General features: G+C 70.9%; 23 protein-coding genes. 7 read left to right on the top strand and 16 right to left on the bottom strand.

The window, feature by feature from the left end:
- Positions 1-5 precede the first annotated feature (5 nt).
- Complete coding sequence (locus tag IE153_RS25450) at positions 6-1313, top strand: AI-2E family transporter (protein ID WP_189592141.1); 1308 nt, start codon at positions 6-8, stop codon at positions 1311-1313.
- Positions 1314-1393: 80 nt separating this feature from the next.
- On the opposite strand, the gene IE153_RS25445 is transcribed toward IE153_RS25450, so the two are convergent.
- Together IE153_RS25445 and IE153_RS25440 are read right to left on the bottom strand one after the other, a co-directional pair.
- The gene (locus IE153_RS25445) at positions 1394-1927 is read right to left on the bottom strand and encodes an alkyl hydroperoxide reductase (RefSeq protein ID WP_031103031.1); all 534 of its coding nucleotides are present in this window, start codon (positions 1925-1927) and stop codon (positions 1394-1396) included.
- Between the two features lie 6 nt (positions 1928-1933).
- Positions 1934-2488: a peroxiredoxin gene (locus tag IE153_RS25440; RefSeq protein WP_030842656.1), complete on the bottom strand. Its 555-nt coding sequence runs from the start codon at positions 2486-2488 to the stop codon at positions 1934-1936.
- A 133-nt stretch (positions 2489-2621) separates the two neighbouring features.
- On the opposite strand from IE153_RS25440, the gene IE153_RS25435 reads away from it, so the two are divergent.
- Positions 2622-3572 (top strand): LysR substrate-binding domain-containing protein, encoded by a 951-nt coding sequence (locus IE153_RS25435; protein WP_097219884.1) that lies wholly within the window; start codon positions 2622-2624, stop codon positions 3570-3572.
- Positions 3573-3600: 28 nt separating this feature from the next.
- Here the strand turns inward: IE153_RS25435 and IE153_RS25430 are convergent, their stop codons facing one another.
- The 5 genes from IE153_RS25430 to IE153_RS25410 all read right to left on the bottom strand — a co-directional run bounded on the left by IE153_RS25430 (position 3601) and on the right by IE153_RS25410 (position 8480).
- The gene (locus IE153_RS25430; protein WP_189592140.1) at positions 3601-5943 is read right to left on the bottom strand and encodes an ABC transporter permease; all 2343 of its coding nucleotides are present in this window, start codon (positions 5941-5943) and stop codon (positions 3601-3603) included.
- The gene (locus IE153_RS25425; RefSeq protein WP_189592139.1) at positions 5940-6629 is read right to left on the bottom strand and encodes an ABC transporter ATP-binding protein; all 690 of its coding nucleotides are present in this window, start codon (positions 6627-6629) and stop codon (positions 5940-5942) included. Before IE153_RS25425 ends, IE153_RS25430 begins: the two co-directional genes overlap by 4 nt.
- Positions 6626-7150 carry a PadR family transcriptional regulator gene (locus IE153_RS25420; RefSeq protein ID WP_189592138.1) on the bottom strand — a complete coding sequence of 175 codons (525 nt, stop codon included), beginning with the start codon at positions 7148-7150 and terminating at the stop codon, positions 6626-6628. The genes IE153_RS25425 and IE153_RS25420 overlap by 4 nt, the downstream gene beginning before the upstream one ends.
- 128 nt (positions 7151-7278) lie before the next feature.
- On the bottom strand, positions 7279-7548 hold the full coding sequence (locus IE153_RS25415) for a type II toxin-antitoxin system antitoxin (protein WP_189592137.1): 270 nt from the start codon (positions 7546-7548) through the stop codon (positions 7279-7281).
- The gene (locus tag IE153_RS25410; protein WP_189592136.1) at positions 7545-8480 is read right to left on the bottom strand and encodes an SPFH domain-containing protein; all 936 of its coding nucleotides are present in this window, start codon (positions 8478-8480) and stop codon (positions 7545-7547) included. The genes IE153_RS25415 and IE153_RS25410 overlap by 4 nt, the downstream gene beginning before the upstream one ends.
- A gap of 261 nt (positions 8481-8741) precedes the next feature.
- Here IE153_RS25410 and IE153_RS25405 point away from each other — a divergent pair, with 261 nt between their 5' ends.
- Positions 8742-11030, top strand: coding sequence for a transglycosylase domain-containing protein (locus IE153_RS25405; protein ID WP_189592135.1), 2289 nt, complete (start codon positions 8742-8744; stop codon positions 11028-11030).
- Positions 11031-11098: 68 nt separating this feature from the next.
- Here IE153_RS25405 and IE153_RS25400 read toward each other — a convergent pair whose 3' ends face one another.
- The 4 genes from IE153_RS25400 to IE153_RS25385 all read right to left on the bottom strand — a co-directional run bounded on the left by IE153_RS25400 (position 11099) and on the right by IE153_RS25385 (position 17851).
- On the bottom strand, positions 11099-13243 hold the full coding sequence (locus tag IE153_RS25400) for a SpoIIE family protein phosphatase (RefSeq protein WP_189592134.1): 2145 nt from the start codon (positions 13241-13243) through the stop codon (positions 11099-11101).
- A 322-nt stretch (positions 13244-13565) separates the two neighbouring features.
- Positions 13566-14258, bottom strand: coding sequence for a cytidylyl-2-hydroxypropylphosphonate hydrolase (gene fomD, locus IE153_RS25395; protein WP_189592133.1), 693 nt, complete (start codon positions 14256-14258; stop codon positions 13566-13568).
- A gap of 83 nt (positions 14259-14341) precedes the next feature.
- Positions 14342-15745 (bottom strand): class II fumarate hydratase, encoded by a 1404-nt coding sequence (locus IE153_RS25390; RefSeq protein ID WP_189592132.1) that lies wholly within the window; start codon positions 15743-15745, stop codon positions 14342-14344.
- Between the two features lie 435 nt (positions 15746-16180).
- Positions 16181-17851, bottom strand: a complete 1671-nt coding sequence (locus IE153_RS25385) for a fumarate hydratase (RefSeq protein ID WP_189592131.1) — start codon at positions 17849-17851, stop codon at positions 16181-16183.
- 166 nt (positions 17852-18017) lie between these two features.
- On the opposite strand from IE153_RS25385, the gene IE153_RS25380 reads away from it, so the two are divergent.
- Together IE153_RS25380 and IE153_RS25375 are read left to right on the top strand one after the other, a co-directional pair.
- Entirely contained in the window at positions 18018-18716 is a 699-nt protein-coding gene (locus IE153_RS25380) for a DUF1707 SHOCT-like domain-containing protein (RefSeq protein WP_031103047.1), read from the top strand.
- Positions 18717-18830: 114 nt separating this feature from the next.
- The gene (locus IE153_RS25375) at positions 18831-19208 is read left to right on the top strand and encodes a WhiB family transcriptional regulator (RefSeq protein ID WP_031103048.1); all 378 of its coding nucleotides are present in this window, start codon (positions 18831-18833) and stop codon (positions 19206-19208) included.
- Between the two features lie 171 nt (positions 19209-19379).
- Here IE153_RS25375 and glpX read toward each other — a convergent pair whose 3' ends face one another.
- Positions 19380-20414: a class II fructose-bisphosphatase gene (gene glpX / locus IE153_RS25370; protein WP_189592130.1), complete on the bottom strand. Its 1035-nt coding sequence runs from the start codon at positions 20412-20414 to the stop codon at positions 19380-19382.
- A 126-nt stretch (positions 20415-20540) separates the two neighbouring features.
- On the opposite strand from glpX, the gene IE153_RS25365 reads away from it, so the two are divergent.
- Entirely contained in the window at positions 20541-21065 is a 525-nt protein-coding gene (locus IE153_RS25365; protein WP_189592129.1) for a DUF4245 domain-containing protein, read from the top strand.
- A 67-nt stretch (positions 21066-21132) separates the two neighbouring features.
- Here the strand turns inward: IE153_RS25365 and IE153_RS25360 are convergent, their stop codons facing one another.
- The 4 genes from IE153_RS25360 to IE153_RS25345 all read right to left on the bottom strand — a co-directional run bounded on the left by IE153_RS25360 (position 21133) and on the right by IE153_RS25345 (position 24792).
- Complete coding sequence (locus tag IE153_RS25360) at positions 21133-21723, bottom strand: malonic semialdehyde reductase (RefSeq protein ID WP_189592128.1); 591 nt, start codon at positions 21721-21723, stop codon at positions 21133-21135.
- A 149-nt stretch (positions 21724-21872) separates the two neighbouring features.
- Complete coding sequence (locus IE153_RS25355) at positions 21873-22118, bottom strand: exodeoxyribonuclease VII small subunit (protein ID WP_189592127.1); 246 nt, start codon at positions 22116-22118, stop codon at positions 21873-21875.
- Between the two features lie 9 nt (positions 22119-22127).
- A complete protein-coding gene (gene xseA / locus IE153_RS25350; protein WP_189592126.1) occupies positions 22128-23336 on the bottom strand; it encodes an exodeoxyribonuclease VII large subunit in 1209 nt (402 codons plus the stop codon).
- Positions 23337-23397: 61 nt separating this feature from the next.
- The gene (locus tag IE153_RS25345; protein WP_189592125.1) at positions 23398-24792 is read right to left on the bottom strand and encodes an APC family permease; all 1395 of its coding nucleotides are present in this window, start codon (positions 24790-24792) and stop codon (positions 23398-23400) included.
- 102 nt (positions 24793-24894) lie between these two features.
- On the opposite strand from IE153_RS25345, the gene IE153_RS25340 reads away from it, so the two are divergent.
- Complete coding sequence (locus IE153_RS25340; protein ID WP_189592124.1) at positions 24895-25920, top strand: 4-hydroxy-3-methylbut-2-enyl diphosphate reductase; 1026 nt, start codon at positions 24895-24897, stop codon at positions 25918-25920.
- The last annotated feature ends 65 nt before the right edge of the window (positions 25921-25985 follow it).

Genomic DNA, 25985 nt, shown 5'->3' with positions numbered 1-25985 from the left:
GGATCATGTCGCGAGTGCCAGGGTGGCTCGGCCGGCTGGGTGCCGGGCTGACCGAGATGAGCGAGCGGTACAACGCACGCCGCGCCGAGGCCGAACGGGAGCGGGACGACGCCGACTCCCCGACGCTCGCCGACGAACACGTGCCGCCGCCCCCGGACTACGCACCCGACGTCGCCGCCCGCCCCGATCCCGCGCTGGCCGTGCCGTGGGGTGTGCGGGTCGCGGCCGAGGCGGGCTGGCGGCTCCTCGTCCTCGCGGGCACCCTGTGGGTGCTGATGCGCGTCATCAGCGCCGTCCAGCTCGTGGTGCTCTCGTTCGTCATCGCGCTGCTCATCACCGCGATACTGCAGCCGACGGTGGCGCGGCTGCGGCGCCACGGCGTGCCGCGCGGGCCGGCGACCGCGCTGACGGCCATCCTCGGCTTCGTCGTCATCGGCCTCATCGGCTGGTTCGTGACCTGGCAGGTCATGGAGAACATCGACGACCTCTCGGGCCAGATCCAGGACGGCATCGACGAGTTGCGGAACTGGCTGCTGAACAGCCCCTTCCACGTCACCGACAAGCAGATCAACGAGATCGCCAAGAACCTGCGTGAAGCGGTCGGGGCCAACACGGACCAGATCACCTCGGCGGGGCTGGAAGGCGTGACCGTCGTCGTCGAAACGCTCACCGGGATCCTGCTGGCGGTCTTCTCCACCCTGTTCCTGCTCTACGACGGCAAGCGGATCTGGGAGTGGACGCTGAAGCTGGTCCCCGCGGCGGCGCGGCCGGGAGTGGCCGGGGCGGGTCCGGCGGCGTGGCGGACGCTGACGGCGTACGTGCGGGGCACGGTGATCGTGGCGCTGATCGACGCGATCTTCATCGGGCTGGGCATCTACTTCCTCGATGTGCCGATGGCCGTGCCGCTGGCGGTGTTCATCTTCCTGTTCGCGTTCATCCCGCTGGTGGGCGCGGTGGTGTCCGGGGCGCTGGCGGTGGTCGTAGCGCTGGTCACCCAGGGCGTGTTCACGGCCGTCATGACGCTGGTGGTGGTGCTGGCGGTGCAGCAGATCGAGGGGCACATCCTGCAGCCGTTCATCCTGGGGCGCGCCGTCCGGGTGCATCCGCTGGCGGTGGTGCTGGCGGTCGCGACGGGCGGGATGGTGGCCGGCATCGGGGGTGCGGTGGTCGCCGTACCGCTGGTGGCGGTGACGAACACGGTCGCCGGGTATCTGCGGTCGTACTCGCAGAAGTCGGCACTACGGCATTCGGTGCGGCCGCGCGGGGCCACGGCGGTGAGTGCGGAGCCCGGCCCGGAGGCGCCGCCCCAGTAGCCGGGCATCGAAACGACAGCAGGGCCCCGTCCACCGGTCAGGTGGGCGGGGCCCTGCGATGTGAGGCGTGCGGCCGGGGATTACTCGGCCAGGACCGCCTCGGCGTCCAGCGTGACGCCGACCGCCTGGATCACGGAGGCGATCTTGAAGGCCTCCTGGACGACCTCGCGGTCGAGGCCGGCCTTGCGCAGGACCTGCTCGTGGGAGTCCAGGCACATGCCGCAGCCGTTGATGGCCGAGACGGCGAAGGACCACAGCTCGAAGTCGACCTTGTCGACGCCCGGGTTGCCGATGACGTTCATCCGCAGACCCGCGCGCAGGGTGCCGTACTCGTGGTCCGACAGCAGGTGACGGGTGCGGTAGAAGACGTTGTTCATCGCCATCACCGCGGCGGCGGCCTTGGCGGCCGTGTACGCCTCCGGCGACAGGTTCGCCTTCGCCTCCGGCTCCAGCTCGCGCAGCACGATCGGGGAGCGCGAGGCGATGGCCGTCGACAGCACCGTGCCCCACAGCTGCTGGGCCGGCAGGTCGGAGTTGCCGATGACCGAGCCCAGGTTGAGCTTCAGGTCCTTGGCGTAGTCCGGTATGGCGGACTTCAGGGCGTCCAGCGACATGTCAGATCACTCCCCGGAGAGCAGCGCGACGGGGTCGAGGGTCTCGTCGCCCTTCGACCAGTTGCAGGGGCAGAGCTCGTCCGTCTGGAGCGCGTCCAGGACCCGGAGGACCTCCTTCGGGTTACGGCCGACCGAGCCCGCGGTCACCATGGAGAACTGGATCTCGTTGTTCTGGTCCACGATGAACACCGCGCGCTTGGCGAAGCCGTCCTCGCCCTCGATGCCGAGGTCGCGCATCAGCTCGTGCTTGGAGTCGGCCATCATCGGGAACGGCAGGTCGCGCAGGTCGTCGTGGTCCTTGCGCCAGGCGTGGTGGACGAACTCGGAGTCACCGGAGAAGCCGAGGACCTGCGCGTCGCGGTCCGCGAACTCCTCGTTCAGCTTGCCGAAGGCGGCGATCTCGGTCGGGCACACGAAGGTGAAGTCCTTGGGCCACGCGAAGATGACCTTCCACTGACCCTCGTAGGTCTTGTGGTCGATCTGCTGGAACTCCTTGCCCTTCTCCAGCGAGACGCAGGCGGTCAGGTCGAACTCGGGGAACTTGTCACCGACGGTGAGCACACACACTCCTTGCAGCGAAGAAACTCCCGGATCGCGGGGGTTTCCCATGGGTTGGACTGTGTTGATGTTGGCACAGGCTCGATTGATTACGGAAATAGCTACACTCGGTCGGGTTGATCGGAGGTAGTTATCAGTGACTGTCGGTAATAAGCGCAGGCAGCCCAGCCTGGCCCAGCTCCGGGCGTTCGCCGCGGTGGCCGAACACCTTCATTTCCGTGACGCGGCAGCGGCGATCGGCATGAGCCAGCCCGCCCTCTCGGGCGCGGTGTCGGCCCTGGAGGAGACACTCGGAGTGACGCTCCTCGAGCGTACGACGCGCAAGGTGCTGCTCTCACCCGAGGGTGAGCGGATCGCCGTTCGGGCCAAGGCGGTTCTGGGGGAGGTGGAGGCGCTCATGGAGGAGGCCGAGGCGGTCCGGGCGCCCTTCACCGGGGCGCTGCGGCTCGGCGTGATCCCGACGGTCGCGCCCTATCTGCTGCCGACGGTCCTGCGCCTCGTCCACGAGCGGTATCCGCACCTCGACCTCCAGGTGCACGAGGAGCAGACCGCCAGCCTGCTCGACGGCCTCGCCGGCGGCCGGCTCGACCTCCTGCTGCTCGCCGTGCCGCTGGGCGTCCCGGGTGTCAGCGAACTGCCGCTGTTCGACGAGGACTTCGTGCTTGTCACGCCGCTGGACCACGGGCTCGGCGGGCGGGAGGGCATTCCACGCCAGGCGCTGCGCGAGCTGAACCTGCTGCTGCTGGACGAGGGCCACTGCCTGCGCGACCAGGCCCTCGACATCTGCCGGGAGGCCGGCCGCGACGACGTACCGGTCACCACGACCGCCGCGGGCCTGTCCACGCTGGTGCAGCTCGTCGCGGGCGGGCTCGGCGTCACACTACTGCCGCGCACCGCCCTGAAGGTCGAGACCTCCCGCAGCAACCAGCTCCTCACCGGGTACTTCGCCGACCCGGCCCCCACCCGCCGGATCGCACTGGCGATGCGGGTGGGGGCCGCGCGCGGCGCGGAGTACGAGGAACTGGCGGCCGCCCTGCGGCAGGCGCTGCGCCCGCTGCCCGTACGGGTCCTGGAGCAGGACACCTGACGACCCGTACGGGCGGCGCGTACCGCTGCTACTCGGTGCGCAGCCCGTCGGGCCGCATCAGCCTCAGCAGCGGAGGCAGGCTCAGCAGCGTCACCACGAGGACGACACCGGCGCCGATGCCGGTCATCGACAGCACGCTCGGCCAGTCCACCCGGACCGAGGTGTTGGTCATCCGCAGCAGGACCGCGCCCAGGGCGATGCCCACCGTCGCGGCGAGCAGCAGGCCGAGACCGATGGGGATCGCCGTCTGCCACAGCACCGACAGGCCGAGGGTGCGGCGCCTGGTGCCGAAGGCGACCAGGGACGACAGCAGCTTGCGGCGTTCGCGCAGCTGTTCCAGCTGCGAGACGAGCAGGCTCGCCCCGATCAGCGCCAGCACGCAGGCGGAGCCGACGGACAGGCCCGTGCGGATCGTGGCGTAGCGGTCGTTGCTCTCGATGCTGTGCCAGGTCATGGGCTGGACCGCGGGGTCGAGCCGCGCGGCCGTGTTGCGCACCTGGTCGTAGGCGTCCGGGACCGAGAGGTCCAGGCTCAGGAAGAGCCGCGCGGACGTGAACGCCGCCAGCTTCCCGGGCAGCGCGCCGGGCGTGACCAGGATGCCGCCGCGCTCGTACCCGGTGGGGTCCTCGCGGGACTGGGCCTGGCGGATGTCCTGCGGCACGGTCCAGGAGACCGGGCGCTCGCCCGAGCGTGCGGTGTCGCCGTCCGGTTCGGGCGTCCACAGGGTCGTGCCGGGTTCGGCCAGGTGGTCGCTCGCGCTGTCGTACTCCGAGCCCTTGGCCGCGAAGATGTCCCCGTCGTGGCAGGAGGGGAGGGTGGCCACCTCCCGTAGTGACGCGCAGTCGGCCAGGGTGATCTGGACGGAGGAGTCCTCGCTGCCCCGGTCGAAGAGATAGACGTCGGACAGGGCGGTGACCTTGCGCACGCCCTCGGTCTCGCGGTACTTGCCGATGATGGCCGAGGGGTCGGAGCCGTCCGGCACGTCCACGCTCATCTGGGCACGGGAGACGTCGTACTGCGACGCCCGGGTGTAGTTGCCGTCCACCCCGGCGAACAGCATCTGCAGGGCGATCGCACCGGCCACCGCGACCGCGATGCCGTTGACCATCCGGGCCGCCGCGCCGCTGCTCAACTGGAGGCGGCGAACCGCCAGTTGCCAGGCGACCCCGCCCGAGCCGAGCCGGGCCACGACCGTCTCCACCACCCAGGGGAGCAGTGCCGTGACGCCGACCAGCAGGAGCATCACGCCGCCGACGACGAGGTACTGGTTGAAGTTCCCGCCGTCGTCGCCCTGCCCGATCATCGGGTAGAGCAGCGCGATGCCGCCCAGCGGCAGCAGCAGCCGCCACCACAGCCGCCGCCGTGAGGGCTTGGCCGTGCGCACCACGCCGAGGGGCTCGATGACCACCCCGCGCAGGGCGAGGATCGTCACCAGGACCGCCGCCGCCGGCACCGCCAGCGCGACCAGGACGGCCAGCACCGGAGAGGGGTTCAGATAGCTCGGGAACACGCTGACGTGGAACACCTCGGCGGAGGCGGCCAGTTCGCGTCCGAGCAGGAAGAACCCGGTGCCGAGGACGAGCCCCAGCACCGAACCTGCGAGCGCCTCGCCGGCGGCGATCCGCCGGGTCATCCGGCTGTCGGAGCCGACCAGGCGCAGTGCCGCCAGCCTGCGGTCACGCCGCTCGCCGCCGAACCGCACGGCCGCGGCGATGAACACGGCGACCGGCATCAGCAGCACCACGAAGACGACCAGGACCAGCAGGAGCAGCACCGGGTCCCAGGCGTCGGACGACCCCAGGTCCTCGTTGCCGAAGCGGTCGATCCGGGCGCCGCTCGCGGGGCCCTCCAGCAGCTCGGCCAGCCCCTTGCCGCCCGCGAAGTAGGCGAGTTCCTGTGAGCCGACCAGCCCCTGCTCGCCGATGGTGCCGGCGATGCGGTAGTCCAGCCGCTCGCGCAGCAGCTTGCCGTCGTCGGAGGAGAGCAGCTCCTTCAGCGCGGGGGAGACGACCATCTCGCCCGCCGCCGGGAACTTTGCGACCCCCGGCGGCAGCGGAGCCCGCGGACCCTCCGGCTCCAGCAGCCTGCCGCGCACGTCCAGGTCCCGGAACGTGGTGTCCGCGTCCACGATCATCAGCGTGTCGTCGGCCTTCGGTATGTCCTGCTGGCTGAACGTGTGGTCGCTGCGCGCCTGCTCGCGCCGGTCCCGTTCCGCCAGCGCGTTGGGGATGGCGGTGGTGAGCAGCAGCAGCGCCACCCCGAGCCCGACCCCGACGGCCGTGAGCAGCGACCGTGTCCACCCCTCGCGCCCTCCGGCGAGGGCGAACCGGGCTCCCATGGCGAGGTCCCGGCTCCACTGCCCGATGCTCATACGACGCGCTCCATGTCGCGGGACTTGCCGTCCCGTACGACGATCTCGCGGTCGGAGTACGCGGCCACCCGCGCCTCGTGCGTGACGAGGACCACGGCCGCGTTGGCGGACCGGGCGGCGTCCGTCAGCAGCTCCATCACCCGCTCGCCGTTGTACGAGTCGAGCGCCCCGGTCGGCTCGTCGGCGAAGACGACCCGCGGGTTGGTCACCAGCGACCGCGCGACGGCGACCCGCTGACCCTGACCGCCGGACACCTCGCCGGGCCGCTTCTTGCGGAGGTCGTCGACCTCCAGCCGTTCCATCCACGCCAGCGCGGCCCGCTCGGCTTCCTTGCGGGAGGAGCCGTTCAGCCGGAGCGGCAGCGCGACGTTCTCCACACAGGTCAGTTCCGGTACGAGCTGCCCGAACTGGAACACGAACCCGAACTCCGAGCGCCGTAGCGCACTGCGCTCGGCGTCGCTCATCGAGGTCACCTCGCGCCCGTTGTACGTGATCGAGCCCGAGTCGGGCATGACGATCCCGGCGAGGCAGTGCAGCAGCGTCGACTTGCCCGACCCGGACGGGCCCATCACGGCGACGACCTCGCCCGGGTGGATGGAGAACTCGGCGCCGTCGAGCGCGGTCGTCGGCCCGTAGGCCTTGCGCAGGTCCTGGGCGGTGAGGAGCGAACCAGCGGGAATCGTCACCGGGTCACCGCCTCACGGAGCTTCTCCAGGCGCGCCGCGGTCAGCTCCAGCCAGCGCAGGTCCGCCTCCAGGTGGAACAGGGCGTGGTCGCAGATGAGCTGGTCGGCCAGGTCGCCCTTGCGTTTGCGTTCGGTGAGGATCCGCATGCTGCGCAGGTGCTCCGAGCGCTGGGTGTCGAGGATGTCACCGGCGTCGCGGTGGGTGAGCAGCGCGAGGACGATCTTGGTGTAGAGGGTCGACTGGAGGTACGGCTCCGGCTTCTCGGGCGTGGCGAGCCAGCGCGCGACGTCGGTGATGCCGGCCTCGGTGATGGCGTACCGCTTGCGCTCGGGACCGCCGCCCGCCTCGATGCCGTCGACTTCGACGAGCCCGTTCTTCAGCAGCCGGGACATCGTCGAGTAGACCTGGCCGTAGTGCAGGGGCCGGTCATGACCGAACTTCTCGTCGAAGGCCCGCTTCAGGTCGTAACCGTGGCGCGGGCCGGACTCCAGGAGCCCCAGGAGAGTGTGACCGATGGACATGAGCAGGACTGTACATGGGGTGTATACGCGATGTGTATACGCCGGGTGTGCAGCTCATGGCGGGCGGTACGGCTGTGCAGGTCGGGACGGGTTGTCACGGTTCCGCAACAGCCGTGGAGCCCGTGCGGTCAGGCCGGGGGTGGACCGGGGGCGGACCCTCCGGGAGGACCGGGGGGCCGCCCGCGCCGGGGCAGCGGTCCCGTGTCCCGCGGCAGGCGACCCGCCTCCGCCAGCGCCTTGCGCAGCAGGAACTCGATCTGCGCGTTGGCCGACCGCAGTTCGTCCCCGGCCCACCGCGCGAGCGCCTCGTACACCGCCGGGTCCAGCCGCAGCAGCACCTGCTTGCGCTGCTGCTGCGGCCGGCGCTGCGGGCCCGGACCTTCGCCGGGGACCGTCACTGGTAGAGGGACCCGGTGTTGAGGACCGGCTGCGCGGCCCGGTCACCGCACAGCACCACCATCAGGTTGGAGACCATGGCCGCCTTCCGCTCGGAGTCCAGCTCCACGATGTCCCGCTCGGTGATCCGGGCGATCGCGGCCTCCACCATGCCCACCGCGCCGTCCACGATCTGCCGACGCGCCGCGACCACCGCCCCGGCCTGCTGCCGCTGGAGCATCGCCGAGGCGATCTCGGGGGCGTAGGCGAGGTGCGTGAAGCGGGACTCGATGATCTGCACCCCGGCCGCCTCCACGCGCGCGTGCAGTTCGACGGCGAGCTTCTCGGTGATCTCCTCGGCGTTGCCGCGCAGCGAGAGGCCGTCCTCCTCGTGGGCGTCGTAGGGGTACTCGATGGCGATGTGCCGCACGGCCGCCTCAGTCTGGGTGGAGACGAACTCGATGTAGTCGTCGACCTCGAAGGTGGCCTGGGCGGTGTCCTCGACGCGCCACACCACGACCGCGGCGAGCTCGATCGGGTTGCCGTAGGCGTCGTTGACCTTGAGGACGGCGGTCTCGTGGTTGCGCACGCGGGTCGAGATCTTCGTGCGGGAGGTGAAGGGGTTCACCCAGCGCAGGCCGTCCTGCCGGATCGTGCCGCGGTAGCGGCCGAAGAGCTGGACGACGCGGGCCTCGCCCGGCGCCACCATGTTCAGCCCGCACATGGCGAGGAACGCCGCGAGGGCGACCAGGATGCCGCCGATGATCAGCCCGGCCTTCGCTCCGGCCGGGTCCACCGAGGTGGCGGCCGCGATCAGCCCGGCGCCGGCCAGCAGCCCGAGCAGTCCGAGCAGCAGGGCGAGCCCGCCGCCGATGCTGTGCGCGGTGAACTCCCGCACGCGTGGCGTCGGCATCTCGGGCACGTCGGCGGTGACCTGCGTGTCGTGTGTGGACATGGGTGGTCCCCCGTTCTTCTGTCGAAGCCACTCCTGCATAGCTTCTGTCTAGCTAAGTGATATCACTTTTCCGCGTTCTGGCAACCCTGCGGGTGTCTCGTACGTCGGTTCCGGTGGGATGGGTGCTGATTGTCACGTCCGCAAAGGACCGGATCGGCAGCCCTATCTCTTATCTCCCGGTGTTAGCTTTCTGAGCTGACCTGAGCGGCGAACCTGTGTGACTTGTGAGCACACATGAACGAAGCGGAGCAGATCGGACTCATGGGACGAGCGGAAGAAAGACGCGCCCGACAGCGCGGTGGGCGCCGGGCGGCACCCAAGAGCCACCGTTCGTCGGCCGCGGCCGGGAAGAGCGGCATACGCAGGCTCTTCACCTGGAAGAAGATCCTCGGCACCTTCCTCGGCCTGTGCCTGCTGGGCATGGGCGCCTTCATCGTGCTGTACATGGTGATCGACATCCCCGAGGGGAACGCCGACGCCAAGCGTCAGAGCAACATCTACAAGTACAGCGACGGTTCGATCATGGCCCGTGACGGCAAGGTCAACCGCGAGAACGTCGATCTGTCCCGGGTCCCGAAGGAGGTGCGGATGACGTTCGTCGCGGCCGAGAACAAGACCTTCTACAAGGACGCCGGCGTCGACTTCAAGGGCACCGCCCGGGGTCTGTTCAACACGGTCTCCGGCCGGGGCGCGCAGGGCGGTTCGACCATCACCCAGCAGTACGTCAAGAACTACTACCTGACGCAGGAACAGACCGTCTCGCGCAAGCTCAAGGAACTGGTCATCTCGCTGAAGCTGGACCGGGAGAAGTCCAAGGACTACATCCTCGCCGGCTACATCAACACCAGCTACTACGGCCGCAACGCCTACGGCATCCAGGCCGCCGCCCAGGCCTACTACGGCAAGGACGCCGAGAAGCTCACCGTCGCGCAGGGCGCCTACCTCGCCGCGCTGCTCCAGGCCCCCAGCCAGTACGACTGGGCCGCCGCCTCGGAGAACGGTAAGAAGCTGGTGAAGGCGCGCTGGAACTACGTCCTGGACAACATGGTCGAAGAGGGCTGGCTGAGCGCGTCCGAGCGGGCCGGGACGAAGTTCCCGGTGCCCGAGGAGCCCAAGCCCGCCCCCGGCATGGAGGGCCAGAAGGGCTACCTGGTCAACGCGGCCAACTCGGCGCTGGAGAAGCAGCTCGTCGCCGACGGCACCGCCGACAGCACCAAGGAGGCCGAGGCGCTGGTCAACGCCGGCGGCTGGACCCTGACGCTCAACATCGACAAGAAGAAGCAGGCGGCGCTGGAGAAGTCCGTCCAGCGGCAGCTGAACAGCAAGCTCGACCCCGACAAGCGCAAGGTCGACGCAGACGTCCAGGCCGGTGCCGCGTCCGTGAACCCCAAGACCGGCGCGGTGGTCGCGATGTACGGCGGCGAGGACTACTTCAAGCACTACATGAACAACGCGACCCGCGCCGACTACCAGCCCGCCTCCACCTTCAAGCCGGTCATCCTGGCCGCGGCCCTGGAGGCGCGGGCGACGACGCAGAGCGGCAAGCCGATCACCGCGAACACGGTCTACGACGGCACCAGCAAGCGCCAGGTCGTGGAGGACGGCACCAAGGTCGGCTTCGCCCCCGAGAACGAGGACGACCGCAACTACGGCCCGATCTCCGTCCAGACGGCGATGAACAAGTCCGTCAACTCCGTCTTCGCGCAGATGGGCGTCGACGTCGGCATGTCCGAGGTGGTCAAGGTCGCCGGCAAGCTCGGCATGGACACCGAGAACATGGAGGCCGTGCCCGCGCAGACCCTGGGCAGCATGGGCGCGAGCCCCCTGCAGATGGCCGGTGTCTACGCGACCCTCGACAACCACGGCAAGAAGGTCACCCCGGCCCTCGTGAAGTCGGCGGAGCGCCTGAACCAGAGCGTCACCATGCCCGACCCGGTCGGCGACCAGGTCATCAGCCGCGAGGCCGCCGACTCGGTCACCTCGGTGCTGACCGGCGTGGTCGACGACGGCACCGCCCAGACGTCCGTGGCCAACAACCCCCGCCGCAACGGCCAGCAGGTCGCGGGCAAGACGGGTACGTCCGACAACAACAAGTCGGCCTGGTTCACCGGCTACACGCCCGGCCTGGTCACCTCGGTCGGCCTGTTCGGCGAGGACGCCAAGACCCACGCCCAGGTCCCGATGTACAAGGCGGGCGGCGAGCCCCGCGTCAACGGCGGCGGGTTCCCGGCGCAGATCTGGGCGGCGTACACCTTCGGTGTGATGGGCGACGTCGACGAGTTCGACCTGGACACCCAGCAGGGCGCCGCCGTCCAGCCGACCTGGACGCCGACGCCCTCGCAGTCGCCGACCGAGGAGCCGACGCAGGAGCCGACGACCGAGGAGCCGTCGTCGTCCCCGCCGCCGACGACGGAGAAGCCCTCGTCGTCCCCGCCGCCGTCCCCGTCGACGACACCGCCCACCCTCACCCCGCCGACGTCGCCGCAGACGACACCGCCGGGTGACGGAGGCGACCCGTTCGAGCCGATCAGGCCGGGCGACGACGAGTAGACGAGCAGGAGACGCCGAAGGGCGCCCGGTGCACACCGGGCGCCCTTCGCTTCGTCCCTACGGCTTCGTCAGCCGCGGTTCAGCTCGAACCACACCACCTTGCCCGTGCTGAGCCGGGTCGCGCCCCAGCGCCGGGCCATCCGGTTCACCAGGTACAGCCCGCGCCCGCCCTCGTCGGTGGCGCGTGCCTGGCGCAGCCGCGGCAGCTGCGGCACGTCGTCGCCGACCTCGCAGCGCAGCACGTCCGTGCGCAGCAGACGCAGCGTCACCGGCCGCGAGGCGTACCGCACGGCGTTGGTGACGACCTCGCTGACGAGCAGCTCGACGGAGTCGCTGAGCTCCTCCAGGCCCCAGCGCTGCAACGCACGCCGGGCCAGCCGGCGGGCACGGCCAGGGGCGGCGTCCTCCGGCTCCAGGAACCAGTACGCCACGTCGCTGGGGGCGATCCCGTCGAAGCGGGCGGCGAGCAGCGCGATGTCGTCGTCCCGGTCGCCCGGGCCGAGCATGTCGAGCACCTCGTCGCACAGCGCTTCCAGGGGCGGCGGATGGTCCGGCCCGGTGAGCTGCGCGACCGCGGCGAGCTTCTCCCGCAGCTGCTCGATGCCGGTCCACACATCGCGCAGCCGCGACTCGACCAGGCCGTCGGTGTAGAGCAGCAGGGTCGCACCGGCGGGCGCGTCCAGCTCCACGGCCTCGAAGTCCACGCCGCCGACCCCGATCGGGGCACCGGCGGGGACGCGCAGCACCTCGGCGCGGCCGCCCAGGTGGAGCAGGACGGGCGGCGGATGACCGGCGTTGGCGATGGTGATGCGGTGCGATACCGGGTCGTACACGGCGTAGAGGCAGGTCGCCATACGGTCCACGCCGAGGCGCTGGGCCTGTTCGTCGAGGTGGTGCAGGACCTCCTGCGGCGGCAGGTCGAGGCCGGCGAGGGTCTGGGCCGTGGTGCGCAGCTGGCCCATGATGGCGGCCGACGTCATGGAGTGGCCCATGACGTCACCGACGACCAGGGCGACCCGGCTGCCGGGCAGCGGGATCGCGTCGTACCAGTCGCCGCCGACCCGGGCCGTCTCCGCGGCCGGCAGGTAGCGGGAGGCCAGCCGCACGCCCGTGGGGCGGGGCAGGGTCTCGGGCAGCATGGTGCGCTGGAGCTCGTCCGCGATGTAGGCCTCGCGGCCGTAGAGCACGGCCTTGTCGATGCCGAGGGCGCTGTGCGTGGCGAGCTGGGCGGCCACCAGGAGGTCGTCGGCCTCGAACGCGATGCGTTCGGGGCGGCGCAGGAACAGGGCGGCACCGATGACCCGGCGCCGGCCGCGCAGCGGGGCGAGGATCGCGCGCTGCCCGTCCGGCACGGCGAACTCGCCGCCGTCACCCAGCAGTTCCGGCAGTGCCGCACGGGCCGCGGGGGCGTCGGTGAAGACCGGGCGCACCCCGCGCAGCACCTCGGCGAGCGCGCTGCCGGGCCGCACTTCGCACAGCTCCGCCCCGACCGTGTCCAGCTCGTTCGGTTCGGGCTGAGCGGCCGGCTGGAAGCCGTTCTCGGTGTCGCGCTCCGCCGGTATCCGGTCGGTGCGGCGCAGCCGCAGCACCAGCGGGCCGGTGGGCCGCTCGTCGCCGACGGGCAGCGGGTCGCGCAGATAGACCAGGATCGCGTCGGAGAAGGTGGGCACGGTCGCCCGGCACAGCCCCATCACGATCTCGTCGAGGTCGATGCCGCGGGCGATCCGCCGGGTGGCGGCCCCCACGAACCTCAGCCGGTCGCCGTCCCGCCGCATGGGCGTGGGCCGGCCGGGCGGCAGGCTCTGGCCGCTGCGGCGCTCCTGCCCGTCGGTGTTCATCCCGGGCCGGTCCTGTTCGTCGGCCGGCTGGACCGGAATGCCCTCGGGGGCGGGGCGCGGCCGAGGCGTGTCGCGCTCGGCGGTCTGCTCGGCACCCGGCTGGGAGTGCTCGAAGGCGGGATCGCTCACGGTGTCCTTGCCCTTGCCGAACGGCGTGGAGGTGCCGGGCTCCGACGTGCCCGGCGTGCTGTGTGCCGTCGTGACCGGAACGGTGACATCGCCGCCGGGGCGGCCCTGTACCGGTAAGGCGCCGGCGCCGGGCGCACGCGCCGGTGTCGGGGTATGCACGAACGCCCCGCGGGGATCCACGGGGTCCACGCCCGTCTGGGGGCGTTCGAACGAGGTCGGCTGCTCCGTCACGCGTGTCGAATCCATCCGTCCGGGGCTGCGCGCCGCGCGCGCAGTTGGTCCCGCCGAAACTCCGATACCCGGATTACGTGCCCCAGGAACGGAATTCCCGCGTGGTCAGAGGTTGTTCCTGTGCCGCCGGCGGACCGTCTGCGGCCCACTGGGGCCGTCTGACGGCCCCAGTGGCCCGTGGCGCAGGCCCTGCCGGTGTTGCCCTCGTACCCCTCGCTCACGTCCTGCCGCCCCTCGGTGACGATCGGTCAAGCCCAGCGCGTGCTCCGGTAGTTGCCGCCGCGCGCCCTTGCGGAGGACGATCCTACGTTTCTTGCCCGGGGGCGCATCAAGGGTCTCATGAGGACACATGCGCGGGCGTACGATCCCAGTCCTCCGGCAGTGACGGTACCGCCCAGGACGGATCCGGGCGCCAGTGCTGCCAGCCTTCCGAGAACGGCGGCCCCCAGGCGCGGATCACCTCCACCGCGTCCCGCCCCGCCGCCCGTACCTTTTCCGCCTGTTGGTCGTCCATCAGCCCGTCCCGCCGGGCCTGGGCGAACTCGTCCTCGTCCCGCCAGTGCCAACTGCGGTCGGGATGCACGGAGATGTCCAGGAAGTGGTCGACGGAATCGACGCCGCCCGCCCAACGGGCCAGCGGCTCCTCCAGGTTCACGTACCAGTTCTTGAACTGCCAGCCCGGCTCCCAGAACAGCCACACCGACCAGGGCTCGCCGGGCCGGGCCAGCTTCAGCACACCCGTGCCGAACCACCGGTCGCGCTGTACGGTCCGCGGTCGGGTGTAGCGCGACTCCAGCGGTTCCAGATGCACGGGCGTGCCGTCGGCGAGCACGGGTTTCACACATTCGGTGCCGGGCGCCAGCCACACGGCGAGCAGGTCGGCGTCGTCCCGGACGACGGTGACGGGGCGCGCGATGTGCACCTGCGTGCCGCCGTTCTCCCGGTACCGCCACAGGATCCGGCTCCCGGGCGCCCAGAAGCCTGCCGCACCACCCGTTTCCACGCGTCTCATCGCTCCACCGTCTGCCATGAACAGATATTAGGTGCCGTAGGCATACGACGCTGCGGTGCGTGTCACGGTTCACGCGCCGGGCACACGAACGCGTCCCCTCGTCACGGGTGTGTCATCCGCAGGACATCCAGGGCCTCGTCGAGCTGGTCCGCGGTCAGGTCGCCGCGTTCCACGTATCCGCCGTCCAGTACGACCTGACGGATCGTCTTCCGCTCGGCCAGGGCCTTCTTGGCGACCTTCGCGGCCTCCTCGTAGCCGATGTACTTGTTGAGCGGCGTGACGACGGAGGGGGAGGACTCGGCGTACTCCCGCGCCCGCTCGCGGTTCGCGGTGATGCCGTCGACGGTCCGGTCGGCGAGCAGCCGGGTCACGTTGGCGAGCAGCCGGACCGACTCCAGCACGTTCTTCGCGATGACCGGCAGCATCACGTTGAGCTCGAAGTTCCCGGCGGCGCCCGCCGTGGCGACGGTGGCGTCGTTGCCGACGACCTGGGCGGCGACCATCAGCACGGCCTCCGGGATGACCGGGTTCACCTTGCCCGGCATGATCGACGAGCCGGGCTGGAGGTCGGGCAGGGCGATCTCCGCGAGACCGGTGCGCGGTCCGGAGGACATCCAGCGCAGGTCGTTGGCGATCTTCGTCAGCCCGACCGCGATGGTGCGCAGCTGCCCGCTGGTCTCGACGATGCCGTCCCGGGCGCCCTGTGCCTCGAAATGGTTCCGGGCCTCGGTGAGGGGCAGCCCGGTCGTGCGGGCGACCTCCTCGATCACGGCGGCGGAGAAGCCGGGCGGGGTGTTGATGCCGGTGCCGACGGCCGTGCCGCCGAGGGGCAGTTCGGCGAGCCGGGGGAGGGAGGCCTCCAGCCGCTCGATGCCGTACCGCACCTGGGCCGCGTACCCGCCGAACTCCTGGCCCAGCGTCACGGGCGTGGCGTCCATGAGGTGCGTCCGCCCGGACTTCACGGCGTCGGCGAACTCCTCGGCCTTGCGCTCCAGGGAGGCGGCGAGGTGCTCCAGCGCCGGGACGAGGTCGCGCGTCACGGCGGCCGTGGCGGCGATGTGGATCGAGGACGGGAAGACGTCGTTGGACGACTGGGAGGCGTTGACGTGGTCGTTCGGGTGCACGCCGCTGCCCAGGCGCTCGGTCGCGAGGGTGGCGATGACCTCGTTGGTGTTCATGTTGGACGAGGTGCCGGACCCGGTCTGGAACACGTCGACCGGGAAGTGCTCGTCCCACTTCCCCTCGGCGACCTCCCCGGCCGCCTCCTGGATCGCCCCGGCGATGTCCTTGTCCAGGACCCCCAGCTCGGCGTTGACCTTGGCCGCCGCCCCCTTGATCCGGGCCAGCGCCTCGATGTGCGCGCGCTCGATGCGCTGCCCGGAGACGGGGAAGTTCTCCACGGCCCGCTGGGTCTGCGCCCGCCACTTGGCGTGCGCGGGCACCCGCACCTCGCCCATGGAGTCGTGCTCGGTGCGGTACTCGGTCCTGTCCTGCTCGTCGGTCATCGACGATCACCTCCACGTGTCACAGCGTCCGCGCCGCGACCACTGTTCCCCGTGGAGGCGAATCATCACCGCCGTCGTCGGGCGAGTCCGGGACCCGTACCGGAATGGACGTGAAGGGGGAGGGGAACCGGCAGGGGCGGCGGGGGGGGGCGACATCCTCCTCCCGCCGCGCCCGAGGCACTACGCCGGCCCAGGCCCCCGCACCGGGATCGAGGTGAGGTCGGCGCCGGCGCCGGGTCCTGGAAGACGTCGTTCGACTTGTCCGTCCGACGGCACCGCTCAGCCCGTCCGGCGTTTCAGGACGAGGCCTTTCGGGCCGATCGGGGGTCCAGGGGGCGGAGCCCCTCCGGGCGGGGTCGACGGGGCGGCAGCCCCCGGGGGATGGGACGGGTAGGGGCGGCGGGGGCGAATTCGTCCCCGCCCCGCCTGCAAGGACTACGCCAGCCCGGGCCCCCGCACCGGAATGGACGTGAACGTCGGCGCCGGCGCCGGGTCCTGGAAGAAGTCGTTGCCCTTGTCGTCGACCACGATGAAGGCCGGGAAGTCCTCCACCTCGATCTTCCAGACGGCCTCCATGCCGAGCTCCTCGTACTCGACGACCTCGACCTTCTTGATGCAGTCCTGGGCGAGGCGGGCGGCCGGGCCGCCGATGGAGCCGAGGTAGAAACCGCCGTGGGCGTCGCACGCGGCCGTGACCTGCTTGCTGCGGTTGCCCTTGGCCAGCATCACCTTGGAGCCGCCCGCCGCCTGGAACTGCTCCACGTAGGAGTCCATCCGGCCGGCCGTGGTCGGGCCGAAGGAGCCCGACGCGTAGCCCTCGGGCGTCTTGGCCGGACCGGCGTAGTACACCGGGTGGTCCTTCAGGTACTGCGGCATCTCCTCGCCCGCGTCCAGCCGCTCCTTGATCTTGGCGTGCGCGATGTCGCGGGCCACGACCAGCGGGCCGGTGAGGGACAGGCGGGTCTTCACCGGGTACTTGGTGAGCTCGGCGAGGATCGTGTCCATCGGCTGGTTGAGGTCGATCTTCACCACGTCGGAGGACTCGTCGAGGTGCTCGTCGGTCGTCTCCGGCAGGAAGCGCGCCGGGTCCGTCTCGAGCTGCTCCAGGAAGACGCCCTCGGCGGTGATCTTCGCGACGGCCTGGCGGTCGGCGGAGCAGGACACGGCGATGGCGACCGGGCAGGACGCGCCGTGCCGCGGCAGGCGCACCACGCGCACGTCGTGGCAGAAGTACTTGCCGCCGAACTGCGCGCCGATGCCGATCTTCTGCGTCAGCTCGAAGACCTTCTCCTCCAGCTCCTTGTCCCGGAAGCCGTGCCCGAGCTCGGAACCCTCGGCCGGGATCTCGTCCAGATAGTGCGCGGAGGCGTACTTGGCGGTCTTCAGCGCGTACTCGGCGGACGTGCCGCCGACCACGATCGCCAGGTGGTACGGCGGGCAGGCCGCCGTACCCAGCGAACGGATCTTCTCCTCCAGGAACTTCATCATGGAGGACTCGTTCAGGACGGCCTTCGTCTCCTGGTACAGGAACGACTTGTTGGCCGAGCCGCCGCCCTTCGCCATGAAGAGGAACTTGTAGGCGCCGCCGTCGGCCGCGTACAGCTCGATCTGCGCGGGCAGGTTGGAGCCGGTGTTCTTCTCGTCCCACATGGTGAGCGGGGCCATCTGCGAGTAGCGCAGGTTCAGGTTCTTGTACGCGTCGTAGATGCCGCGGCTCAGGGCCTCCTCGTCACGGCCCTGCGTCAGCACGTTCTGCCCGCGCTTGCCCATCACGATCGCCGTGCCCGTGTCCTGGCACATCGGCAGCACGCCCGCAGCCGCGATGTTCGCGTTCTTCAGCAGGTCCAGCGCCACGAACTTGTCGTTGGACGACGCCTCGGGGTCGTCGATGATGCGGCGCAGCTGCGCGAGGTGGGCCGGGCGCAGGTAGTGCTGGATGTCGTGGATGGCCTCCTCGGCGAGCTTGCGCAGCGCCTCCGGCTCCACCTGGAGGAAGGTCCGCCCGTCCGGCCCCTCGACCGTGGAGACACCCTCGGAGGTCACCAGCCGGTACGGGGTGGTGTCCTCTCCCTGGGGGAGCAGATCGGTGTACGCGAACTCAGGCATCTCAGCCCATTCCTCACTCGGCAGACGACGGCCCGCCTCCGTTGGCGGGCGCCAACCAGCGTAGAACCTGCCGCTGACGGCGAGCTTGTGAGGTAAGGCTCAGTTCGTCACACTCGGCCGCGAACCAGGGGTGTCGCGATCTATCGTGTTTCGGTACGCTGCTGCCGTGGACCTCTCGAAGCAGGACCTTCAGAAGCAGGAGCCCGCCGGCTCCGAGCTCCGCGCCTCCGACGCCGAGCGCGACCGCATCGCCGACATCCTGCACGACGCCCTGGCCGAGGGTCGCCTCACCGCGGACGAGCACGCCGAGCGCGTCGAGGGGGTCCTGCGCGCCAAGACCGTCGGCGAGCTGGAGGTCTTCATCCGGGATCTGCCCGCGGCCCACCGCCAGGGCCCCGGCCCCGCCCACGCCCCGGCCCCCCTGCGCCCCACGGCCGGCGCCATCCCGATCGACGCGGACGACAACGTGGTCGCGGTCTTCAGCAGCGCCGTCCGCAAGGGCCGCTGGCGCGCGGGCCGCCGGATCCACGCGTACGCGATCTTCGGCAGTGTCGAGATAGACCTCAGCGAGGCCCTCTTCGACCACCAGCAGGTCGTCGTCAAGTCGTTCGCGATCTTCGGCAGTGTCGACATCCGCGTCCCGGAGAACGTGTCGCTGCGCGGCACGGGCGGCGGCGTCCTCGGCAGCTTCGAGGTGGCCACCCTCGACTCGGGCGAACCGCAGGCCCCCATCGTCTATGTCGACGGCTGGGCCGTCCTCGGCAGCGTCGAGGCGCGGCCGAAGCGGGGCAAGGTCGTGGCGGACATCCTGGACCGGGTGCACCGCAAGGTCGACAGGAGTTTGCGCAAACACCTGGGGCATTGACAGTCGCGAATCCCCCGAATCCGGCGGTTCGGAACTCAGTGCATAGGCGCGCGTACAGCGGGTAGGCCTTGCTGCATCGTCTCTCGCTCGCGAAGCCGTCGTCAGGAGTAGACCGTGCTGCAACCGCCGCATTCGTCCGTGCAGGTAGCTGCCGTTCCGGCCCCGCGGGTGCCAGCGCGAGACAGGGACCAAGACGCCCCGTGGCACACCGAGGCGGTGTGCCGACGTGACGAGGCCGGACTGTTCTTCGCCCCCTCCAAGGAGCCGACCGCCGCGCGGCTGTCCCGGGAGGAAGCGGCGAAACGGGTCTGTGCCCGCTGCCCGGTGATGGTCGAGTGCCGCGAACACGCCCTGCTCCAGCCCGAGCCCTACGGCGTCTGGGGCGGCCTCACCGCCGCCGAGCGCCGCGTGGTCCTGGCCCGGCGCCGCCGCCGCGACATGGAGCTGAAGAAGACGGCCCGCCCGGCGAACCAGATAGCGGCGGCAGGCTGACGGCCCGGCGCCACGAAACAGGCACCCCACGACACGGGCACCACAACACGAGCATCACCACCCGAGCACCCCGAAACGAGCGCGACGAAAAAGGGCGTCCCCACCGCACCGGGGACGCCCTTTCGTCGTGCCGGCGCTCCGCTCGCGGGCCCGGCCTGCTTCGCCCCGGGGCTACTTGCCCTTGTCGAAGTCGATCGCGCTGTAAGCACGCAGCTTGCTCAGCCGGTGCTCGGAGGAGATCCGGCGGACCGTGCCCGACCGCGACCGCATCACGATCGAGTCGGTGGTGGCGGTCTCCGCCCGGTAGCGAACCCCCCGCAGCAGCTCCCCGTCGGTGATGCCCGTGGCCACGAAGAACACGTTCTCGCCGGTGACGAGGTCCTCGGTCGTCAGCACGCGGTCGAGGTCGTGCCCCGCGTCGATCGCCCGCTGCCGCTCCTCGTCGTCCTTGGGCCACAGCTTGCCCTGGATCGTGCCGCCCAGGCACTTCACCGCGCAGGCCGAGATGATGCCCTCCGGCGTACCGCCGATGCCGAGCAGCAGGTCGACACCCGTGCCCTCGCGCAGCGCCAGGATCGAGCCGGCCACGTCGCCGTCGGAGATCAGCCTGATGCGCGCCCCGGTCTCCCGGATCTCCTTGATGATGCCCTCGTGCCGCGGCCGGTCGAGGATCACCACCGTCACGTCCTCCGGCGCGGACCGCTTCGCCTTGGCGACCCGGCGGATGTTCACCGCCACCGGGGCGTTGATGTCGACGAAGTCGGCCGCCTCCGGCCCGGTGACGAGCTTGTCCATGTAGAAGACGGCGGACGGGTCGAACATGGACCCGCGCTCGGCGGCGGCCAGCACCGCGATCGCGTTCGTCATGCCCTTCGCCGTCAGCGTGGTGCCGTCGATCGGGTCGACGGCGATGTCGCACTCGGGCCCGGTGCCGTCGCCCACGCGCTCCCCGTTGAACAGCATCGGGGCTTCGTCCTTCTCGCCCTCGCCGATGACGACGACGCCGTTCATCGAGACGGTGGAGACGAGGGTGCGCATGGCGCGCACCGCGGCACCGTCGGCGCCGTTCTTGTCACCCCGCCCGACCCAACGGCCCGCGGCCATCGCCGCCGCCTCGGTGACCCGGACGAGCTCCAGGGCGAGGTTGCGGTCGGGGGCCTCGGAGGGCACATCGAGCTCGGAAGGCAAGTGATGGTGCTCGGTCATCGGAGCGCACCTTTCTGTACGACGACGGCCGGATGAGGGTGTGTCGCCCGAATATATCTCCGAGTCCGCAAAATGAGCAGGGGCCCCCACGGATGAGCGCGGCAGGGACCTGCGACGATAGGGGGCGTGGCAGGCGAGAACGGCAAGCAGAAGACGGCGCGGGACATGATCCTCTCCATGGGAATCATCGTCCTCGTAGCGGGCTTCGTGTACCTCTTCATCCCGCACGACGACAGCGCGCCCGATGTGAAGGCCGTCGACTACCGCGTCGAGCTGCTCACGGCACGCCGTGCGGCCTCCTACCCCGTGGCCGCGCCCCAGGGCCTGCCCGACGCATGGAAGGCCACCTCCGTCCGCTTCCGGGGCGACAAGTTCGACGCCTGGCACCTCGGCTTCCACGATCCCGAGGGGGAGTACGTGGCGGTCGAGCAGTCCACTCAGCGGCGACCCGTCTTCCTCGACGAGGCGACGCAGGGCGCTCAGGAGACCGGGAAGACCGAGAAGATCGGCGACGGCACCTGGACCCGTTACGAGGGCGGCCGGTACGACGCGCTGGTCCTGGAGGGCACCAAGGGCTCGACGACGGTCGTGACGGGCACCGCGTCGTTCGCGCAGCTGACGAAGATGGCCGAGGCGCTGCAGACGAAGTGAACGCACGTGAGGAAGGCCCCCGGCGTCGATGCCGGGGGCCTTCCTCATGTGCGTCCGCGGGGGCGGCTCAGACCGTCGTGACGACCTGGTCGAACTCCAGGCGCGGGGAGCGCGGGTGCCAGGCGTCCGGTCCGGGGCGGCCGATGTTGACGACCATCAGCGGGGTGTGGTCGTCGTCCAGGAACTCCTTGCGGACGCCCTCGAAGTCGAAGCCGGTCATCGGGCCGGCGGCGAGACCGGCGGCACGGACACCGACGATGAAGTACGCGGCCTGGAGGGCGGCGTTCAGCGCGGCGGCGTTCTCGCGGGCCGGGCGCTCGGCGAAGAAGATGTCCTTGATCTGCGGGGCGGCCGGGAACAGCTGCGGAAGCTCCTCGTGGAACTCGTTGTCCGCGGAGAGGATCGCCACCAGCGGGGCGCTCGCCGTCTTGGGCTGGTTGCCCTCGGCCATGTGCGCCACCAGGCGCTCACGCGCCTCGGGGGAGCGGACCAGGGTGATGCGCAGCGGGGTCTGGTTGAAGGCGGTCGGACCGTACTTGACCAGGTCGTAGATCGCCTGCACCTGCTCGTCGGTCACCGGCTCGTCGGTGAAGGTGTTGGCGGATCGGGCCTCGCGGAACAGCAGGTCCTGGGCGGCGGGGTCAAGAACGAGGGACATGAATGCACTTTCTCGCGACGGTCGGTCCGGAAGATCGGTTGACGTCTTCGACCGTACGCGAATGAAGTTCAACGTTCAACCAAACTCGGGGCATGGTGATCCGCTTCACAGTGGAACGTCCAGCGGATCACGCAGGGTCAGCCGGAGGGCTACTCGGCATCCCCGTCCCCCGCGGCCTCCTCCGCCAGCGCCGCGTCCAGCCGCGCCCGGGCCCCGTCCAGCCAGCGCCGGCACACCTTGGCGAGCTCCTCGCCGCGCTCCCAGAGCGCGAGGGACTCCTCCAGCGTCGTACCGCCCGCCTCCAGGCGCCGGACGACCTCGATCAGCTCGTCCCGCGCCTGCTCGTACCCGAGCGCCTCGCCGGCGCCCGGTGTCTCATCAACCTCGCTGGTCATCCACCCACCCTATGTGTCCACTCGTACGGAGATCTCACCCTCGGAGACCCGCGCGCGCAGGGCCTCGCCTGCCTCCACCTCGCCCGGGTCGCGGACCGCGTGCCCGTCCGCCTTCTGCAACACGGCGTACCCGCGCTTCAGGGTCGCGGCGGGGGAGAGGGCCACCACGCGCGCGTGCGTGTGCGCCAGCTCCGAGTCCGCCCGGTCGAGCTGGTGCCGCAGACAGCGCCGGCCCCGGTCGAGCAGGTCCGCCACCTGGTCGGCCCGCGCGTCGATCATCCGGTGCGGATCCTCTATCGACGGCCGCGCGAGCGCGTGCGCCAGCCCGCGCTCCTCCCGCTCCACCAGCGCCGCCACACACCGCCGCGCCCGGTCCCGCAGCAGCCGCACCCGCTCGTACTCCTCGCCGACGTCCGGCACGACCTTCTTCGCGGCGTCGGTGGGGGTGGAGGCGCGCAGGTCGGCGACCTGGTCCAGCAGCGGGTTGTCCGGCTCGTGCCCGATGGCGGACACCACGGGCGTACGGCACTGCGCGACCGTCCGGATCAGCTGCTCGTCGGAGAACGGCAGCAGGTCCTCCACGCTGCCCCCGCCCCGGGCGACGATGATCACGTCCACGTCGTCGATCGCGTCGAGCTCCTTCACGGCCTGCACGACCTGCGGCACGGCGTGCACGCCCTGCACCGCGACGTTGCGCACCTCGAAGCGGACGGCGGGCCAGCGGTGCCGGGCGTTCTCCAGGACGTCCCGCTCGGCGGCCGAGGCCCGTCCGCAGACCAGCCCGACCAGCTGCGGCAGGAACGGCAGCGGCTTCTTGCGCTCCGCCGCGAACAGCCCCTCGCGCGCGAGGGCCTTCTTCAGCTGCTCCAGGCGCGCGAGCAGCTCACCGACCCCGACGGGCCGTATCTCGGCGGCCCGCAGTGACAGCTGGCCGCGCGGGGCGTACCACTCGGGCTTCGCGAGGACGACGACCCGGGCGCCCTCGCTCACCACGTCCGCGACGGCGTCGAACACCTGCCGGTAGCAGGTGACGCCGACGGAGATGTCGTACGACGGGTCCCGCAGTGTCAGGAACACCACACCCGCGCCCGGCCGCCGCGACAACTGCGTGATCTGCCCCTCGACCCACACCGCCCCGAGCCGGTCGATCCAGCCCCCGATGAGCCGCGACACCTCGCCGACGGGCAGCGGTGCTTCCGGAGTCGTGTTCACAGCCATGCCGCGAGGGTAGTGGGCGGCACCGGCAACCCGGCTCAACCGCCCTGCCGGCACCGGCACCTCACGGGGGCGGCGGCACCGCCCGCCGGCTTCCCTGCACCGCCAGCACCGCCAGCACCGCCAGCACCGCCAACCCCACCACCAGCCACACCGCGCCCACCACCTGGGCCGTTCCCGACGCCTCCACGATCACGGCGATCGTGATCGCCGCTCCCGCCGCCGGAGCCAGCACATGGCGCCACCAGATCACCGGGCCGTCCCGGCGCTTGACCGCGAACCAGCCCACCACGCTCGCGTGCAGCAGCGTGAACGCCGTCAGCGCGCCGACGTCGACCACCGACACCAGCTGGTCCATGCCGTCGTCGTGGCGGGCCGCCCACACCGCCGCCACCAGGGTCACCACGGCCGCGCACAGCAGTGCCACCCGGGGCACCCCGTCGCTCGTCCGGGACAGCACGCGCGGCAGCCGCCGGTCACGTCCCATGGCGAACAGCAGCCGGCCCGCGGCGGCCTGCCCCGCCAGCGCCGCGAACGCCGCACCGATCGCCTTGCTCACCGCGACCAGGTCGTGCAGCCAGGTGCCGACCGAGGCGTCCAGGGTGTCGTAGAACGCCGACCCCTGCCGCCCCGGCTCCGCCGCCAGCCGCGCCGACGACACCGGCTCCAGCAGTGCCACGAGGTACGTCTGCGCGATGAACAGCACACCCGCCAGCGCCAGGCAGAACAGCAGCGCCCGCGCGATCTTCGCCGAGCCGCCCGTGACCTCCTCCGCGAAGGAGGCGATCGCGTCGAACCCGAGATACGACAGCACCGCCACCGACACCGCCCCGAGCACCGCCGACAGCGCGAACGCCCCCTGCGAACCGTCCCCCGTCAGCGGCGACAGCCAGTCCCGCTCGGTGCCGTCCCGGGCCAGCACCACGAGCGCCGACGCCACGAACACGACCAGGACCACGACCTCCATCGCCAGCACCAGGAAGCCCACCCGGGCGGCGGCCCGTACGCCCCACAGGTTCAGCAGCGTCGTCACGACCACCGCCAGCGCCGTCCACACCCACCGCGACACCTCCGGGACCAGCGCGTTCATCGCGACCCCGGAGAACAGATAGGCGACCGCCGGGATCAGGACGTAGTCGAGCATCGCCATCCAGCCCGCCACGAACCCGGCCCCGTTCCCGAGCCCGGCACGCGCGTAGGCGAACACCGAACCCGCCTGGGGGACCACCCGGACCATCTGCGCGTAGCTGAACGCGGTGAACGCCATCGCGACCGTGGCGACGACGTAGACCAGCGCGACCGCGCCGTGCGACTTGGCGTCCAGCGTGCCGAACACCCCCACCGGGGCCATCGGCGCGATGAACAGCAGCCCGTAGACGACCAGGTCACGAAAGCCGAGACTGCGCCGCAGCGCGGGCTCCCCCTCGGCCGTACGGGCCTGAGCGCCGGACTCGGACATCGCGCCTCCGCTCCCGCTGTACATCACTCGCGCCGCGCGATGTCAGTCTTCCCGGCGACTCCACACGCACGCGATCTTTGACCCGCCGAACGCGGCCTTACGATGGGACGCATGTCTGCTTCGCCTGGCCGCCGTGTCCTGCTCGCCGCCCCCCGTGGCTACTGCGCGGGTGTGGACCGCGCCGTGATCGCCGTCGAGAAAGCCCTGGAGCAGTACGGCGCTCCGGTGTACGTCCGGCACGAGATCGTCCACAACAAGTACGTCGTGCAGACCCTGGAGAAGAAGGGCGCGATCTTCGTCGAGCAGACGGAGGAAGTGCCCCCGGGGAACATCGTCATGTTCTCCGCGCACGGCGTGGCCCCCGTCGTCCACGAGGAGGCCGAGCGCGGCAAGCTCGCCACCATCGACGCCACCTGCCCCCTGGTCACCAAGGTCCACAAGGAAGCCGTCCGCTTCGCGGACGAGGACTACGACATCCTCCTGATCGGCCACGAGGGCCACGAGGAGGTCATCGGCACCTCCGGCGAGGCCCCCGACCACATCCAGCTCGTCGACGGCCCGGGCGATGTGGCGAAGGTCGAGGTCCGCGACCCCTCCAAGGTCGTCTGGCTCTCCCAGACCACCCTGTCCGTCGACGAGACCATGGAGACCGTCGACGCCCTGAAGGACAAGTTCCCGCAGCTCATCTCCCCGCCCAGCGACGACATCTGCTACGCCACGCAGAACCGCCAGCTGGCCGTGAAGCAGATGGGCGCCGAGTCGGAGCTGGTCATCGTCGTCGGCTCGCGCAACTCCTCCAACTCCAAGCGGCTCGTCGAGGTCGCCAAGATCGCCGGCGCCCGCGAGGCCTACCTCGTGGACTTCGCCGACGAGATCGACGAGGCCTGGCTGGAGGGCGTGACCACGGTCGGCGTCACCTCCGGCGCCTCCGTCCCGGAGATCCTGGTCGAGCAGGTCCTGGAGTACCTCTCCACGCGCGGCTTCGAGGACGTCGAGATCGTCAAGGCGGCCGAGGAGTCCATCACGTTCTCCCTGCCCAAGGAGCTCCGCCGCGACCTGCGCGAGGAGGCCGCGACCCTGGCCGCCGAGCGCGGTGGCGCCGGGACCGGTGAAAATTCCGGGGAGTGATCGGGGACAGGCCGGGCAGCACCGCTGTCCGGCCTGTGACTGTCAGTCGTTCGTCGTAACGTAGG

The organism is Streptomyces massasporeus (assembly GCF_014648995.1).
Classification (GTDB): Bacteria; Actinomycetota; Actinomycetes; order Streptomycetales; family Streptomycetaceae; genus Streptomyces; species Streptomyces massasporeus.
The sequence above is the reverse complement of the archived record's forward strand: the minus strand, read 5'-3'. Positions and strand labels throughout refer to the sequence as shown.

Bases quoted from the DNA above. Each gene is read 5' to 3' on its own strand.
- IE153_RS25450 (WP_189592141.1), top strand. From the start codon at position 6: ATGTCGCGAGTGCCAGGGTGGCTCGGCCGGCTGGGTGCCGGGCTGACC.
- IE153_RS25445 (WP_031103031.1), bottom strand. From the start codon at position 1,927: ATGTCGCTGGACGCCCTGAAGTCCGCCATACCGGACTACGCCAAGGAC.
- IE153_RS25430 (WP_189592140.1), bottom strand. From the start codon at position 5,943: ATGAGCATCGGGCAGTGGAGCCGGGACCTCGCCATGGGAGCCCGGTTC.
- IE153_RS25420 (WP_189592138.1), bottom strand. From the start codon at position 7,150: ATGTCCATCGGTCACACTCTCCTGGGGCTCCTGGAGTCCGGCCCGCGC.
- IE153_RS25410 (WP_189592136.1), bottom strand. From the start codon at position 8,480: ATGTCCACACACGACACGCAGGTCACCGCCGACGTGCCCGAGATGCCG.
- IE153_RS25405 (WP_189592135.1), top strand. From the start codon at position 8,742: ATGGGACGAGCGGAAGAAAGACGCGCCCGACAGCGCGGTGGGCGCCGG.
- IE153_RS25400 (WP_189592134.1), bottom strand. From the start codon at position 13,243: ATGGATTCGACACGCGTGACGGAGCAGCCGACCTCGTTCGAACGCCCC.
- fomD (WP_189592133.1), bottom strand. From the start codon at position 14,258: ATGGCAGACGGTGGAGCGATGAGACGCGTGGAAACGGGTGGTGCGGCA.
- IE153_RS25390 (WP_189592132.1), bottom strand. From the start codon at position 15,745: ATGACCGACGAGCAGGACAGGACCGAGTACCGCACCGAGCACGACTCC.
- IE153_RS25385 (WP_189592131.1), bottom strand. From the start codon at position 17,851: ATGCCTGAGTTCGCGTACACCGATCTGCTCCCCCAGGGAGAGGACACC.
- glpX (WP_189592130.1), bottom strand. From the start codon at position 20,414: ATGACCGAGCACCATCACTTGCCTTCCGAGCTCGATGTGCCCTCCGAG.
- IE153_RS25360 (WP_189592128.1), bottom strand. From the start codon at position 21,723: ATGTCCCTCGTTCTTGACCCCGCCGCCCAGGACCTGCTGTTCCGCGAG.
- IE153_RS25355 (WP_189592127.1), bottom strand. From the start codon at position 22,118: ATGACCAGCGAGGTTGATGAGACACCGGGCGCCGGCGAGGCGCTCGGG.
- xseA (WP_189592126.1), bottom strand. From the start codon at position 23,336: ATGGCTGTGAACACGACTCCGGAAGCACCGCTGCCCGTCGGCGAGGTG.
- IE153_RS25345 (WP_189592125.1), bottom strand. From the start codon at position 24,792: ATGTCCGAGTCCGGCGCTCAGGCCCGTACGGCCGAGGGGGAGCCCGCG.
- IE153_RS25340 (WP_189592124.1), top strand. From the start codon at position 24,895: ATGGGACGCATGTCTGCTTCGCCTGGCCGCCGTGTCCTGCTCGCCGCC.